This window comes from Acinetobacter tandoii (assembly GCF_008867985.1).
GTDB classification, from domain to species: domain Bacteria; phylum Pseudomonadota; class Gammaproteobacteria; order Pseudomonadales; family Moraxellaceae; genus Acinetobacter; species Acinetobacter tandoii.
Genome location: NZ_VXLD01000019.1, coordinates 20208 through 37190, shown reverse-complemented (window position 1 = coordinate 37190; position 16983 = coordinate 20208). Strand labels below are relative to the sequence as shown.

Sequence of the window (16983 nt, the reverse complement as noted above, 5' to 3'; positions counted from 1 at the left end):
CAGCATTGCTGCGCAAGGTAACAACGACAACGATCCAAGTACCCCAGAAGATACAGGTCTCGACTTAGTTGCGGGTTCAATTACCGTAGATATCGTAGAAACAGGAATGATCACTGGTACGACCACCGATGTTGCACCAAACAGCAATGTTGTACTGACCATTACTGGTTTTGATGAAAATGGTGAAGAAATTGAAATTGAGCGTACTGTTCAGACAGATTCAAGTGGTAATTATCAATATCAAATCATTCCTGCAGATGGGATTGCAACAGGGACAGATGGCTCAACAGTCTGGGTTGTAGCTAACTCAACAGATAATAATCGCAATAATATAAATGCCCAAGATAGTGAAGCAGTTGATCCTGTAATTAAGGGAGACACATCAACAGGTATCACAAATGGAGACAATTCCGTTACTGGTACATCAGGTGATGATTTGCTTACAGGGGATATTGGAGGATTAAAAACTAACTTTATAGCAGGCAATAACTATAACATCTCAATTATTCTGGATGTTTCAGGAAGTATGGGACGCAATTTGTACGATGAAAGTACTGCTGTCCCTCCTGCATTGAGCCGATTAGATATTGCTAAAGCTGGTTTAAAAGCATTTGTGGAGCAGATGCTTCAACACGACGGGACGATTATTTTCCGACTCACAACATTCAGTGGTAGTGGTAATACCATTGGATATACTGAGTTTGAAGTAAATCAGTCTAATAAGGCTACTATTTTTGCTCAGATTGATGGTTTAGTAGCTGGTGGTGGTACATACCCTGGTGACGCATTTACTAATGCAAATACATGGTTTACATCTAAGCAGAATGGTTATGAAAATCAGACTTATTATTTAACAGATGGAGATCCAAACGAGAGTCTGGCTAGCATGGATACTAAATTCCAGCCATTAGCTGCGCAAAGTAAAGTTTTTGCTGTTGGTGTAAGTAATGCAGTAAACATTGCAAATGTTGAACGTTACGATAATACCGATGTGAATGGTAATAAGGTTGATACTTGGAATGGTGTTAGCAATCATGGTACAGCCCAGAAATTTACAGAAGCTGATAAATTGATTGCTTATCTGATTGGTGGATCTGAGAACTTCATTCCAGCAGATGTGGGAGCTGATACCGTCAAAGGCGGTGCAGGAGATGATGTTCTGTTTGGCGATGCTATGAACACAGACTGGATTACAGGCTTAGATCCTCTGCAATATCCACAGTATTCAGGTTATTCGAAACTAATTGCACATTTAAAAGCGACAGAAACAGGTGGAGCAGAACCAACACAACAACAAATCTATGATTTTGTAAAAGCTAATTATCGAGACTTTATTGCTGCTGATGCTGCTGATCCAGCAACAAAAGGTGGTAATGACACCATCTATGGTGGTTCAGGTGATGACATTATTATTGCTGGTGCTGGAAATGACATTATTTATGGTGGTTCAGGCAATGACATTATCTCAACTGGACGAGGTGATGACACCATTATGTATGATGTGCTCAATGCTGCGGATGCAAAAGGTGGAAATGGCACAGACACTTGGGTTGATTACGAAGCTAACGATAAAATTGAATTTGCTGCGGATTTCTTCGATGGTTTATTGGCAGATAAAAGCAATATAGGTGACTATATTACTGTCGTAACTGACGGAAATGGCAATGCGGTTATTCAGGTAGATCGTGATGGTAGCGCTGTAACTCATACGATGTCTGATTTATTAATCGTTGAAAATCAAGCAGGTTTAAGCTTGCAGGATTTAATTGATAATAATCAGCTTGTCATTGGCTAACTAAATAAAACGGTTATAGATCTTCGGATCTATAGCCGTTTTTTAATCTTTATTTTTTGTTTAATTCAGCAATAAAGATGAACCGTAATTGCAAATATGAGATCAACTTTTTCAATTTATAAGTAATTGATTCTATTTAGATGTTTAAAAATGACTCCCATTAAATCGAGATTAGGCTGGATTTTAGTATCTCCATTCTTCGTTCTAGTCACGCCAGTAAAAGCAGACACTTTTTATGATTATTTAAGTCATAAAAAAGATGAAATACACCAAATACTTGGCAAAGAGTCGAATGATTCTTTTTACAAAGTAAACATTGGAAAGCTGAGTGAATTCGACCTTGCAAGCACATCCATGCATGAAGATCTTCCTCTAGTGACATCATCTAAAAATCAGGTCAATCAACAAACAAAGACAATTGCTTCAAATGAAACTTGGTTAGAGGGAAACCAAGAATTAAGTTTTGTTGAAGCTGTGCATCAGGCGCTACGCCATCGTCCAGAGATTACTCAAAGTATTGCGATGATAGCAGGGCAGGGAGCAAATATTGATGCAGCAAAAGCCGAATATTTTCCACAGGTTTCGGGGGGAATCACCACAGCCGATTTAACTACGGGTGAGCGAGGTCGACAGCTTTATACGCTTTCGGCAACACAAATGCTCTATGATTTTGGAAAAATTAAAAGTTCAGTGGATATTGAAAAAGCGAAACTTTTACAAGAACAAGCAAATGCTTTGGTCAATATAGATGATATTGCTTACCAGACGGCAAATGCGATTGTAAATATTAAGCGATATCAAGAGATTGTACGGATTGCCGATCAGCAAATTAAAGGAATAGCTCGTATTGCGGAAATTGCGAATCTACGTGCAAATGCGGGAATCAGTAGCCAAGCAGATCCAGTACAAGCTCAATCAGACTTGGAAGCAGCAGAATCTAATAAAATTGTTCAAGAAAATCAGCTAAAGCAATATCAACAAAAGTTACGTAATTTATTGGGGCGTGATGTTTCTAATCAGCAAATTAAAATACCTGAAACCATTGTAAAAAATGCGGGTCTTTATGAACAAACGCAATTTAATTTGGTTCCTGAGATGATGGCAGCTCAGGCGGCAATACAAGTTGCAAAATTCCAAAAAGAACAAACTAAATTAAGTGCTTATCCAACAATTAATGTAAAAGGGAGCCTAAGTCAGGCATTAAATGGCACAAATCCAAATAACAATAAAGATGACGGCTTTTACAATTCAATCATGCTTGAAGCCACCAGTGATTTTTTTCAAGGTGGGGCTATTCGCTCTAAGCAGCGCTCAGCAAGTTATGCAGAAGAAGCAGCAAAGGCTGAATTAAATGCTGTCTATCTTGATGTATTGGATCAAGTTCAGTTAATTCGTGAAGAAATAGAAAACAAGCAAAAGCAGATTCAAACTCTAACTGCTCGTCAGCAGTCTACAACTCGAACGAAAGAGCTGTATCAAGAACAATATAAATTAGGTACGCGATCTGTGGTTGATTTATTGAATTCAGAACAAGCTATTCACAGTGCAGCGCAAGAAATAGAAACTGCAAAATATGATATTTACGCCAATTTAGTTCAATACATCAAGATCACAGGGCGTACTCGTGATTTATATCAATTAAATAATATTTCAATTCAAGGGTTTGAAATTCAACCATGAGCAAAACTATTTATTATCAGCCATGGCTTCAAGCCGTCTTAGCGATCGCAAAGCATTATCGTATTGAGCCATCGGAAGAACGCTTACGCCTTCAACTTGATTGGAATCCAAATCAGTCAATTGATGATATTTTGACTATAATGAGCCGTCAAATAGGGATGAGCATACGGAAAATTGAGTTTAATGAAGAGGTTTTGAATCCTTGGCGCTTACCAATACTTATAGCGATGCAAGATGGTCAAGTCGGGGTGCTAGATAAACTCGATATAAATGGTAATGCCAATATTCAGTTCAGCGGTGATCAGGGGTTAGCACAAGTTCTCAGTGTAGAGCTATTAAAACAAAACGCAGCCAATATCTATATTTTACGACCTGAAAAGTCCATCTCGGATGTACGTGTTGATGAATATATTAAGCCTTATGAGCAAAGCTGGTTTTGGTCGATAGTACTCAGAGATTGGAAGCGTTATCTAGATGTGATGTTTGCATCGTTAATGGCAAATATTTTGGCATTGGCAACAATTTTATTTTCGATGAATGTTTATGACCGAGTCATTCCAGCCCAATCTGTTCCGACTTTATGGGTATTGGCTGGGGGAGTGCTGATTGCTGCAATATTTGAGTTTTGTCTGCGAGTAGCACGTATTTATTTATCCGATATTATTGGCAAGCGTGCCGATCTGAAAATCTCAGATAAAGTATTTGGTCATGCTTTAAGAATTAAAAATAAAGAGCGATCTAAATCAACGGGTACGTTTATTTCGCAAATACGTGAATTGGAGGGAGTACGTGAATTAGTTACTTCTACAACAATTTCAGCCATTGCAGATCTCCCTTTTTTCTTTTTATTTTTAGCAATTTTCTGGCTCATCGGTGGCAATCTTTTTTGGGTAATGGTTTTAGTTGTTCCTTTAATGATTGTGCCTGGCATTTTGATTCAGAAACCATTGGCGAAATTGGCATCTGAGGGTATGCGTGAAGGTGCTATTCGGAATGCAATACTGGTGGAAGCTGTTCAAGGTATAGAAGATATTAAGTTATTACGTGCAGAGTCTCGCTTTCAGAATCAATGGAATCACATGAATGAAGCTGCTGCGGATATTTCTATGCAACAGCGTAAGTTGGTTGGAGCTGTTGGGGCTTGGACACAGAAAGTTCAGGGTTTAACTTTTGCGATTGTGGTATTGGTTGGGTGTTTTGCCGTAATGAAAGGGGAAATGACAACAGGTGCACTCGTTGCTTGCTCGATTTTATCATCACGAATGTTAGGGCCAATTGCACAAATTTCGGGCGTTCTAGGGCGTTTCCAACAAGCCAAGGTTGCCAAAACAAGCTTGGATGAATTGATGAAGAAACCTGTAGACCAAGCACCACAGGCACATTTAATTCATCGTCCTGCGTTAACTGGACATTATGAACTGAAAGATACGGTCTTTAAATATGGTAATGATGATGCCAAACCGACATTGATTATTCCCAAACTGGAAATTCAGTCTGGTGAGAAAATTGCAATTTTAGGTCGTAATGGTGCCGGAAAATCAACGTTACTACAGTTGTTGTCTGGAATGCAGGAGCCTACACAAGGAAAAGTTAAACTAGATGGGGTTGATTTACGATTGATTGATCCTATGGACGTACGTCGTGATATGGGCTTGCTTAATCAAAATGCGCATTTATTTTTTGGATCTGTACGGGAAAACTTGACCTTAGGTGCTCCATTGGCGACTGATCAAGAGATTTTAAATGCGCTGAATCTCACAGGAGCATTAAGTTTTGTACTTGAGAAGAAAGAAGGCTTAGACCATCAGATTTTAGAAGGTGGAATGGGTTTCTCTGGTGGCCAACGTCAAGCTTTGCTGTTAGCACGTTTACTACTTCGTCAGCCTAATATTCTATTGTTGGATGAACCTACAGCTGCAATCGATGATGTTTCTGAAAAACAACTTATTGAAAACCTGAAAGGTTGGTTGGGGCACAAAACGTTGGTGATTGCAACACACCGTCGCGCGGTACTGGAGTTGGTGGATCGTATTATTGTGGTTCATGATGGAAAAATTGTGATGGATGGTCCTAAAAATCAAGTCTTAAACAATTCAAATGCTAAAGCAGTGAGTACAGCATCATGAGTAGAAAACTTACAGAAAAAAAAGATGCTCTAAACCCTCAAGCATTTGAACCACCTTTACCACGAACCAGTCTGTTTATTTGGATTATTTGTATAGGTCTTCTCGTTTTACTGATCTGGGCTTGGCTTTTTAAACTTGAAGAAGTGTCAACAGGTACGGGTAAAGTGATTCCATCTTCAAAAGAGCAAACTATACAGTCTTTGGAAGGTGGAATTTTAACGAAGCTTTATGTGCACGAAGGGGAAATCATTCAAAAAGGTCAAATCTTGGCTCAGCTTGATCCAACTCGTTTTGCATCAAATGTGGGTGAATCTGCATCTTTATTACTTGCTTCTAAAGCAACTGCGGCACGACTGCGTGCAGAAGTAAACGGGACGCCTTTGGTGTTTCCAAATGAAGTATTAAAAGAGCGTGGTTTAGTAGAGGAAGAAACAGCACTATACCATTCACGTCGATCTAACTTAGAAGAATCCTTAGCTGGTTTAAAACAAGCATTGATTCTGGTTGAGCAAGAGTTGCAAATGACGGAACCATTGGTTGCAAAAGGTGCAGCAAGTGAGGTAGAGGTTTTAAGACTGAAACGACAGGCGACAGATTTACGTAATCAGATGAGTGATGTCAGAAACCAATATTCAGTAAAAGCTCGGGAAGAACTGGCAAAAGCAAATACAGATATTGAAACTCAGTCTCAAGTGGTAAAAGGCAAGTCAGATTCTTTGAGCCGAACCTTGTTTAAGTCCCCTGTGCGTGGGATTGTCAAAGAAATTGATGTGATGACTATAGGTGGAGTGATTTCTCAGAATGGTAAATTGATGACAATTGTTCCACTAGATGAAAAGCTTTTGGTTGAAGCTCGTATTTCTCCACGAGACATTGCTTTTATTCATCCAGGACAAGAAGCACTTGTTAAGATTACTGCTTATGACTATTCAATCTATGGGGGATTGAAAGGGAAAGTTTCCATTATTTCCCCTGATACTTTAAGAGATGAAGTCAAGCAAGATCAGTATTACTATCGTGTTTATATTCGAACGGATTCAGACAAGTTGGTTAATAAAGAAGGACAGCAATTCAATATCACCCCAGGTATGGTTGCAACGGTAGATATTAAAACAGGTGAGAAAACGGTCTTGGATTATTTAATCAAGCCATTCAATAAGGCTCAAGAAGCATTAAGAGAAAGATAGCAATAAGGATGATGCTCTGAGTATAGAGCATCATCCTACAATTAAAAAAACATGATGAATTGTAAAAGACACAAGTTCAGGGTTTTAATGTTTTTTATTATTCATCTTAGGCGATAATTTTAAAGTTTTAATAATATTTAATATTTCTCAATATTAATCTCGTAGATTAATTCATTGCAATTTAATCGTTGCTCTTTAGGTATTTGTATTTCTGTTGAAAAATCAGCTTTGTAGATAATTTTTCTTTGTCCTTCTGCAAAAGGGACTGAAAAATTATATTGATAAGTATGAGTTTGAAGTGGGTCATATTTTCTAACCAGACTGTCATTTGGACAAATATATTCTTGAGTGTTTTTATATTCATTCCCAAATTGATCTTCTAGTTTAATGTTGGATTTACATTCTGTGAAATATTCAAATATAGGGTGTTCAGTTAAATTCTCAGTAATCACTTGTATTGAAACATTGTTTGGTTCAGTTTGAGTAGGTAGTAACACGCCACTTGCCTCACCATGATTAAGAGGTTGTTTTGTTTGATTATGTAGTAATTGCATAGTGATTTTTACATCGCCACACTGAGCTGCTATTTGTCCATTCGACCAGATTATATATTGTTCAATAAGTTCAATCTCTGGATCTTGGCCATCCGAGGGTCTTGGTGTTGAGCCTGTGGGTACTGGTCCAGTTCCAGACCCACCTAAGCTCACTCCAACAGAAAAATTATCACCTTCACCACAAGCCACTAAGAATATAAGACTCAAATAAAAAAAACTATGGTGAGATTTCATTTGCTGTACGATAGTTATTAAAGATATATTTTTTATTATATCATTAATCGATAGATTTTAATTTAATACCTTTATCTAGTATTTTACAAGGTTGATCAAATTACAAATATATGGTGAAGTCATAAAATATCTGTGAATTTTAATTTTTAATAAGATATGTAGCACTTTAACTAATTTTTTCATTTTTTTTTAATAAGATTAGTTCTGTTTAATAAAAATTCTTCTAAAAAAAGTTGTACAAGTAACAGCTATTGCTTACATAACTTTTTAGTCGATTAAGGCGATCACATAATGTAGTCTAGCCATAATATAGAATGATCTCAATAGCATAATTTAGATGATATTTAGTCAATTTTAATGGTTGGTGGGTGAACTCAATTCTAAATACTTGAGCAAACTAAACTAGGTTAAAGGGAAATTTGGGTCTTTTTTTATTAATTAGAATAGAAGTTTGAATGAATAGCTTGGGATTTGTGTTGAACTTCAGTTACTTTCCATCAAAATTGGATGCAGAAATTTTTAGTAGAAACTTATTTAAATCAATATTTAAAGTCTTTGTATTACTTTATTTTTCTGAAGCGATTCAAAGCAGTTTTACTCAATCTTTTTAGCTGAAATAAGGAAAAATTATTACATCACTTACAGATGGAGAATGTAAAAGACGTAGTCTAAATACAAACAATATCGTTCTCTGATGCTCACAGTTTATTTTTAGAGGTGATCTATTTTTGAACAAAGGTTGGATTCCATACTTGAGTTCTGGGATTGTGTAAATCAAGAGTCAATTGGCTAATATCCATAATAAGTTCAAAGAGATGAGAGAGTCTTTACATAATTCGTTGGGTTGAGTTAATTATCGATAATACAATCAATAATAATTATCATTTACATTTGTGTTTGATCGGTATATCTTACGCATCACACTATTTTTACTTAATAGATAGAGTGATAACGATGAAATCAATTACGGATAAGATCGCTTTACAACATTTAATTAATTCATATCTACAAGAAACAGGAAATGGACATTTGATTCCTGTCGCAGAGCAATCACAACATTTACGTGAGCAGAGTCGGGGCAAGGTTTTGGTCTGTATTCCTTTGGATAGCATTGCTGGATATGTTTATGCACCGCTTGAATATATGAGTAAAGTGGGGCGGCATCGTTTGGCTGATTTACCATGGGTTGAGCAAGACCATCAAATTTTAAAAATTAGTTCAGTAAATTTGGCTGCCAATTTATTGGAAAATTTAACCCTAAAAGAAAATGAAAAAGCGTTAGATACCTCTTCTTTATTGGAGTGCTGGATTCAAAGCCGTCGAGCATTACAACAGTTTTTAACTCATCGAAAAGATCAAATGGATGATGTCATTGCGCCGAAGCAAAACTTTGTTCAAAGTGAGCAGGCGCTTGTTCTTGGACATAGTATGCATCCGTCACCTAAAAGCCGTCAGGGTTTTGTACAAGATGATTGGAAGCATTATTCACCAGAAACTCAGATCGCTTTCAAAATGCATTTTTTATATGTGCATCCAGATTATGTCATTCATGATAATGCGCGTAATTTATCGATTCCAAGCCAATTAAAACAAGATTTAGCACCATACTTTAATACTTATCATCATGAAAAAATGGCGCAGCATCCTAATTATGCGTTGCTACCTTTGCATCCGTGGCAGGCAAGATATTTAAAAGACAAAGACTGGTATCAACAGCTTTTACATGAAGGGAAATTAATTGATTTTGGTGCATTGGGGTGGGAAATGAAAGCCACAACATCCGTGCGAACTTTATATAGTGAGCAAGCACCTTGGATGTTTAAGGCTTCAATGACTGTGGCTGTGACCAATTCGATTCGTGTGAATCTCTATAAAGAGTGCCATCGTGGTTTATTGAGCTATCAATTATGGAATGATGACTGTCTTGCAGATTTTAGACAACGTAATCCACGATTACAGACCATCAGTGATCCAGCTTGGATTGCATTAAAAGTGAATGGTCAAGTTCTGGATGAAACCATCTGTATTCTACGGGAAAATCCATTCAAGCAAAGTGATGATGTAACCTGTATCGCTTCGTTGTGCCAAGATCATCCGTTTGAATCCAAAAATCGTTTTAGTCAAATTTTTGCTGAAGTTTCAAAGCAGACAGGACTGAGTCAAACAGATGTGGCTTTGCAGTGGTTCGAGCGTTTTTTAGAAATTACAATTTTACCCCTAATGGAGTTGTACCAAGAGTTTGGTATGGCATTTGAAGCTCATCAGCAAAATACACTGATTGAACTTGAAGATGGAATGCCAAAAAATGTTTGGTTTAGAGACAATCAAGGTTTTTATTATATTCAAGAATTAGCCAACGAAATTTTGGTACGTTTTCCGACCTTGGCGACAGATGGGCAGGCCGTTTGCCCGCAGGCTTTAGTGGATGAGCGTTTCCGATATTACTTTATTGGGAATACCTTATTTGGCTTGATTAATGCAATTGGCATAACAGGTGTCGTTCAAGAACAGCAACTGCTTGAAAAATTACAATCTTATTTGATTCAAGCGTATCAAAAATATCCTGAAAGCCAATTGTTAAAGACAGTTTTACATCAAACGACATTCCCTTATAAGGGCAATTTAATGACTCGTTTGTATGAATTGGACGAGTTACAAGCCGATATTTCTCAACAGTCGATTTATGTCAATTTAAAAAACCCACTGTATGTTGCGCAAACTGTAGTGGAGACTGAACATGCTTGATTTTATCGGTATTGGTTTAGGACCATTTAATTTAAGTTTGGCTGCATTGCTCAATCAACATGCTTCACTCAAATATCAATTTGTGGATAAGCGGCATGAGTTTGACTGGCATTCAGGCATACAGTTGCCGAATGCGATGATGCAAGTTCCCTTTATGGCAGACTTGGTCAGTTTAGTCGAACCGACCAGCCCCTATAGTTTTCTGAATTATTTAAAAGCACATCAGCGTTTATATAAGTTTTATTTTCGGGAAAATATGTATATTCCACGGCAAGAATATAATCACTATTGCCAGTGGGTGGTCAAACAATTACGCAATCTACAGTTTGGAAGCCGCGTAACAGACATTGCACCTATTTCAGGTGGTTTTCAGGTAATTACTGAGCATAAAGGTCGTTTGTCGGTGCAACAAACCCAAAAGTTGGTCTTAGGTACAGGTACCATACCTAAGTTACCGCAGCCCCTACAAAGGGTGGCTGAGCAAACACCGCAGTGTATACATTCATCAAATTATATCGATCAGTGTAAGGATCATTTATCAGGAAATGTAGTCCTGATTGGTTCAGGTCAGTCTGCCGCTGAGATATTCATAGATTTATTTGATAAGCAGATACATCCTGAAACGGGTAAATCACAATTTCATTTATATTGGCTGACGCGTTCGGCTGGGTTTTTCCCGATGGAAAATACCCCACTCGGTTTGGAAAGTTTTAGCCCAGACTATATGTCTTATTTTTATCACTTGCCTAAAAAACTCAAAGATACTATACCTGTGACACAGGCAAATTTATATAAAGGCATTAGTGCTAAAACCATTCGTGATATTTATGAGCGCTTATATCAGCGTAGCATTGGAGATGCAGAGATACATGTCACGATTGCAGGACATCATCAGCTTGAAAATGCAGAAATAATCAATGAAAGAAATATTCAACTGAAATTTTTCCAAACCCAGAAACAGCAAGTTTTGAACCTTCAGGCCAGCATGGTGATTGCGGCAACGGGTTATCAATATCCTTCGTTGGATTTTTTAACTAAGTTGAGTCGTGATATTCCCTTAGATGGACAAAATCATTGGGAGATCAATGAACACCATCAACTGAACTATCACGGTGAAGGCAAAATTTATATTCAGAATACTGATTTGCGACATCATGGCGTGGGTACACCTGACCTAGGATTAGGGGCTTTTCGTTCTGCAAAAATTGCCAATCAGATTTTGGGCGAGTCCTATTTCAACATCGAAGGGCGACAAAGTTTTCAGGATTTTCACTACCCAGAATCTGATCGTCCATTTGCGAAGAGTGCGATATCCAAAACCAATATTCGTACTGATGTGATGTCATCGCAGATTTCAAGAAAAGCTGCGGATCACTATCCTGAATATTTGATGAAGTAGGGCTGGGAATAGGCATGGCTGAAATGTCAAAGTTAGATTCTCATGCGACTTCTGATGCTTTGCTGTCGCAACGTTGCGTCATGCTCTCCGTGATGCTGGGTACAGGTACAGTAAGTATTAATAACAGCAGTTTTAATCCTGCTATTCCTCAACTGATGCAAGATTTCCAAATTGCTGAAGCAACGGTCAGTTGGGTCATGGTGATTTTCCTTTTGACCATGAGCCTAAGCTTGCTGCTGACAGGTTTTCTCAGCCAACGTTGGGGCAAGCGTCGTGTGTATTTAGCTGCATTAAGTCTTTTTATGTTGAGCTCGATGTTCGGGGCTTTCGCTTCGCAATTTGAGACTGTGTTAACGGTTCGAGCCTTACAAGGATTTGCCAGTGGGCTGATGATTCCGTTGTCATTGGGAATTATTTTTTCAGTTACGCCGAAAGAACAGAGGGGTGCAGCAACGGGGCTATGGGGAGCAATGATTATGCTGACCTTAGCCTGTGGTCCAATGCTAGGTGCCTTGATACTCGCTGTGTCCAGTTGGCATGCCTTATTTTTATTAAATGTACCCTTGGCAATCATTGCTTTAATTGTGGGGTGGTTTTATCTACCTCGGCAACCTGCTATTCAAAATTTAAAATTTGACTGGCTTGGTTTTGGATTATTGTCAATTTTCATTATTTGCTTTGTGTTGGCCTTAAGTCTTATTCAACAATTGCAGGATGTCTATCAGCCTACGTTCTGGTGGTTATTGGGACTGAGTGGTTTTGCAGGGTTTGGATTTTTTTGGGCTAGCCGAAAAAAGCCAGATGCCATTATTACTTGGTCTTTATTTCAAAGTCGTGAGTTTAATTACAGCTTGATGTTATCGGTTGTGCATACCATCGGCTTATTTTTGAGCTTATTTTTGATTCCTTTACTCATTCAAAATAGTTTGCAGTTAAGTCCCCTTTGGTCAGGGCTATTACTGATGAGTAGTGCCTTAACCACCAGCTTGTGTAGTAAACGTGCTGGTCGCTATCTAGATCAGCATGGGGCAAAACGGCTGTTAAGTGTGGGTATCGTGCTGACGGCAATATCCTTTGTCGGCTTAGGGTTGGCAGCTAATCACTCTATCGTTTTATTAATGCTGTGCATGGTGATGCATGGTTTAGGGTTTGGCTTGTCTTATATGCCTGCGACCACAGCAGGACTGAATCACTTACCCAATCCAGAACTTGTGACACATGGTGCGGCGGTAAATAACTTATTGCGTAGGCTTTGCGCTGCAATTGCAGTCGTGATTGCCGCACTTTATTTGCAAATACACACGCAAAATTTCTTAGAAAGTCCTGAATTAGCCATCGTACAAAGGCAAGTCATTCAAGAGCTATTTTTCTTCTGCGCCTGCATAACGCTCTTGGCCCTGCCTTTTGCATGGAAGTTTCCACATCAAAAACAGCAACATATACACATTTAAAATTTAATATGAAGGAATCGGTTATGGGTCATTTACATCCCACATTAACGAACAAAAACAATGCCTCTTATGTCGCAACTTTAGCTTGGCAACAACCCGATCAAACTGCAATCAACAAAGTAGAACAACGTGTCATCAAACAATTGCTTCAGGCTTTAATTTTTGAAGAAGTGATTGATGCAAAATTTGAAAATGACGTATTTATCATCCAAGCATTCGATCAAAATCAAAAAGAAATTCAGTACCGTGCAGCAGGCAAGCGCTATCTAAGCTTTGGTTTAGTCCGTTTGGATGAGCAAGAGGTGATTCGTCAAGACCATGCAGGACAACAGTCAGCGACCCAACTAAACCAAGTGATTGAGGAAATTGTCCGTGCGATTCCAAACGCAGCTAAATTGGAAGATTTCATTTATGAATTAAAACGGACATTTATTCATGATGTGCAATCGCAACACTGTCAAAACCAATTTCAACTTCCTGCGACACAGTACAATTATGATGTTCTAGAAACATATTTAATGGATGGTCATCCTTATCATCCTTGTTACAAGTCACGTGTTGGTTTTAGCTTACAGGACAACCTGAAATATGGGGTGGAATACGCACAACCGATCCACTTGGTATGGTTAGCCATTCATCATTCCTTGCTCTCAGAAAATGCTTCAAAGTCTATTCATGCGGAACAGTTTTTACAGCAACAACTAACTGAGCAAGATCAAGCGCTGTTTGCTCAAACATTGAAAGCTCAGGATTTAAATACCAGCGAATATACCTGGCTACCCGTACATCCTTGGCAGTGGGAAAATACGCTGGTTCATACCTTCTTTGAAGAAATTGCGAAACAAAAAATTGTCTATTTAGGTCACGGAAGTGATGCGTACATAGCGCAACAGTCCCTAAGAACTTTGACCAATTTACAGCATCCAGAAAAGCCCTACATTAAACTTGCAATGAGTTTAACCAATACTTCCAGTTCACGAATTTTAGCGGCACATGCTGCAATGAATGGTCCGTTAATTACGGATTGGTTACAGCGTTTAATCGAAAATAGTGAACTGGCAAAGTCTTTAGATTTTGCAATTTTAAGAGAAGTGCATGCCACTGCGGTTGATTTTAGCAAATTACCTGCGTCACACGCCAAACAAGCCTATGGCACGATTGGGAGTTTATGGCGTGAAAGTGTTCACGCTTACTTAAAGCCAGAAGAAGATGCTATTCCGCTCAATGGCGTCAGTCATGTGCAACGTGATGGGCAATTGCTTATTCAACCGTGGCTAGAAAAATATGGTACGGAAGCGTGGCTTACACAATTCCTTTCTGTGGTGATTCAACCGATTTTATTTCTATTACATGCAGAAGGTATTGGCTCGGAATCGCATGGTCAAAATATTATTCTAGTGCATAAAAATGGCTGGCCGACGCGCATAATTTTGAAAGATTTTCACGATGGTGTTCGTTTTAGTCCAGAACATTTAACTCATCCTCATGAATATCCTCAACTACATGCCTTACCCGCAGAACATGCAAAAGCCAATCGCATGTCATTTATTTTGACTGATGATTTAAATGCCGTACGAGATTTTAGTTGTGCCTGCCTATTTTTCGTTGCTTTAAGCGATATTGCGATGACATTACAGCAGAAAATCAATTTTCCTGAACAACACTTTTGGCAAATTGCGGCCAATATTATTCATCATTTCCAACAACAAAATCCTGAACATCAAAATAGATATGAAAAATTTGATGTTTTTGCTGCGCAGTTCTGTATTGAATCTTTAACCAAAAGACGTTTGTTTGGAGATGGCGAGGTACAACTTCGTCTGGTGAACAATCCACTTTATCAGTTCCGTAAACCTACTGCTGAAGAGGGTTAAAGATGAATACGATGTTGTTTTCACCAACTGTAACGACCCAAATGATTTTGGTTGATTTGGTGAATAGTTTTTTGGTGGAAGGTTATATTCCAGAGCATGTCATTTTTACTAAGACACAGGCATTGGCACTGTTAAAAGATCGTTTTGAGCAGAATTTCAATGCTTTAATCGAGACGTATCTCGATCAAACCTCTTTCGCACTTTTATTTCACACCGATTTTTCGGAATTTATAGTTCTTCCATTACAGCAGGCAATTCAACAGGATTGGGTTATTCAACCGCATATGCCTGCTTACCAAGTATGGATTCAAGCAGAGCAAAATTATCAATTACGCGCATTAAGCGCATTAGATTTTTTTGATGTGATGCAGCGTTTGGGCTACTTTTCTCACTGTGATACTGCAAAGTTAGAGACATTTAGAGATGATCTGCAACTGACCATGATGCAAAGTCAGCTCACTGCACAGCATCAGATTCGTACCGAAACATGGGGTTTAGATTATCCTGCCGAATTGTTTATTCAACTTGAACAATATGCTGGACTCAGGGACCGTCCATATCATCCGCTGGCCAAATTAAAAGATGGTTTTTCGGCAGAGGAGTATCTGCAATTTAGCCCAGAGTTTTCTCAGCCTATTCCTTTGTGTTGGGTCGCAGTTAAAAAAGAAAAACTGGTCTTTGGTCAGGCGGTAACGCAGATTGAAACCCAGCAACCCGCTAAAATTTTTTTAGATCATGAGCAATATGCTGCCTTAGAGCAGGAATTAAATCAAAAAGAAATCGGCGCTGAGTTTCTGGTTTTACCGATGCATATTTGGCAGTTTAAGCATATTTTTTCGGAGAAATTTGCTCAAGAACTGCTAGATGGCGTGATGATTCCATTGGAATTTCAATCTACCGAAATGTATGCGAGTTCGTCCTTAAGAAGCTTATTATCAGCCTCAAAACCACAGGACAGTCTAAAGCTGCCTTTGGCCGTGAAGTCTTTGGGTTCACTGCGTTTTTTGCCGATTGTGAAAATGATCAATGGGCAAAAAAACCAAAAGCTGTTGCAAGATGCAAAGAAACTGGATGAGGTTTTAAACACGCGTTTATGGTTGTGTGATGAAAATCAGTGGTGGGCATATTTACCCCATGATCCTGAAAATTTAACTCCAGATAATTTGACCTTATTTGATGAGCAGCCGATGCATTTAGCGGTACAACGGCGCCGTATTCCTGCTGAACTCTTACAACAGCCTTACCAAATTATTCCAATGGCCAGTTTAGGACAATGTTTAGCGGGAGAAATATATCCATTTGAGTTTATTTTAAAGGCGCAAAAACTTCAGTCGACCAAAGAAAATATCATGGCGACTTTCAAGATGTTGTGTCGAGATTTTTTTGATGTGAATTTCAGGCTCTTCCGTCTGGGGTTAATGGGGGAAATTCATGGTCAGAATATTTGTATTGTGCTCAAACAGGGTCTGTTTACTGGGTTTATGTTGCGTGATCATGACTCATTACGCATTTATTTACCTTGGCTACAACAACAGGGGCTGGAAGATCCGCAGTATTTAAGCCCACATGATTTCAGAATCACGCTTTATCATGATTCGATTGAAGATCTTATTTCGTACCTACAAACCTTAGGGATACAAGTTAATTTAGCCAGCATATTGGAGTCAGTTGCTGAATATTATCAGCTCAATGCATTTGAGTTATGGCAGATTTTGGCTCAAGCGTTACAGAAGGCTCTAAATGCTGTGCCATTCAGTGATGAAGCCCGTTCAGCCTTACAGCATATTTTATTTGAAGAAGAGCATTGGCCATATAAACAGCTTATTCGCCCTTTACTTGAGCAAGAGAATCGAACTGGAAGCATGCCTAGCCGTATGGGGCAAACCTGTAATTTCTTCAAGAAGTTGCAGACTGCTGAAAAGAATGATTGAACAGGTC

10 protein-coding genes are annotated in these 16983 nt (G+C 38.5%); 9 read left to right on the top strand and 1 reads right to left on the bottom strand.

Features of this window, described 5'->3' with window-relative positions; all coding sequences use genetic code 11:
• The 4 genes from F4W09_RS16235 to F4W09_RS16220 all read left to right on the top strand — a co-directional run.
• A partial coding sequence (locus F4W09_RS16235) for a VWA domain-containing protein (RefSeq protein ID WP_151505397.1) occupies positions 1–1795 on the top strand: 1795 nt, incomplete at its 5' end.
• Positions 1796–1945: 150 nt separating this feature from the next.
• Complete coding sequence (locus F4W09_RS16230) at positions 1946–3475, top strand: TolC family protein (RefSeq protein WP_151505396.1); 1530 nt, start codon at positions 1946–1948, stop codon at positions 3473–3475.
• Entirely contained in the window at positions 3472–5601 is a 2130-nt protein-coding gene (locus F4W09_RS16225; protein ID WP_151505395.1) for a type I secretion system permease/ATPase, read from the top strand. The genes F4W09_RS16230 and F4W09_RS16225 overlap by 4 nt, the downstream gene beginning before the upstream one ends.
• Complete coding sequence (locus F4W09_RS16220; RefSeq protein WP_151505394.1) at positions 5598–6788, top strand: HlyD family type I secretion periplasmic adaptor subunit; 1191 nt, start codon at positions 5598–5600, stop codon at positions 6786–6788. The genes F4W09_RS16225 and F4W09_RS16220 overlap by 4 nt, the downstream gene beginning before the upstream one ends.
• Before the next feature lie 137 nt (positions 6789–6925).
• Here F4W09_RS16220 and F4W09_RS16215 read toward each other — a convergent pair whose 3' ends face one another.
• A complete protein-coding gene (locus F4W09_RS16215; RefSeq protein WP_151505393.1) occupies positions 6926–7576 on the bottom strand; it encodes a hypothetical protein in 651 nt (216 codons plus the stop codon).
• A gap of 954 nt (positions 7577–8530) precedes the next feature.
• Between F4W09_RS16215 and F4W09_RS16210 the strand changes: the two genes are divergently transcribed.
• The 5 genes from F4W09_RS16210 to F4W09_RS16190 are packed head-to-tail and all read left to right on the top strand — an operon-like array spanning position 8531 to position 16976.
• Positions 8531–10321: an IucA/IucC family protein gene (locus F4W09_RS16210; RefSeq protein ID WP_151505392.1), complete on the top strand. Its 1791-nt coding sequence runs from the start codon at positions 8531–8533 to the stop codon at positions 10319–10321.
• On the top strand, positions 10314–11720 hold the full coding sequence (locus F4W09_RS16205; protein ID WP_151505391.1) for a lysine N(6)-hydroxylase/L-ornithine N(5)-oxygenase family protein: 1407 nt from the start codon (positions 10314–10316) through the stop codon (positions 11718–11720). Before F4W09_RS16210 ends, F4W09_RS16205 begins: the two co-directional genes overlap by 8 nt.
• A gap of 14 nt (positions 11721–11734) precedes the next feature.
• On the top strand, positions 11735–13171 hold the full coding sequence (locus tag F4W09_RS16200; protein ID WP_151505390.1) for a DHA2 family efflux MFS transporter permease subunit: 1437 nt from the start codon (positions 11735–11737) through the stop codon (positions 13169–13171).
• Between the two features lie 23 nt (positions 13172–13194).
• On the top strand, positions 13195–15045 hold the full coding sequence (locus F4W09_RS16195; protein ID WP_151505389.1) for an IucA/IucC family protein: 1851 nt from the start codon (positions 13195–13197) through the stop codon (positions 15043–15045).
• 2 nt (positions 15046–15047) lie between these two features.
• On the top strand, positions 15048–16976 hold the full coding sequence (locus F4W09_RS16190) for an IucA/IucC family protein (RefSeq protein ID WP_151505388.1): 1929 nt from the start codon (positions 15048–15050) through the stop codon (positions 16974–16976).
• The last annotated feature ends 7 nt before the right edge of the window (positions 16977–16983 follow it).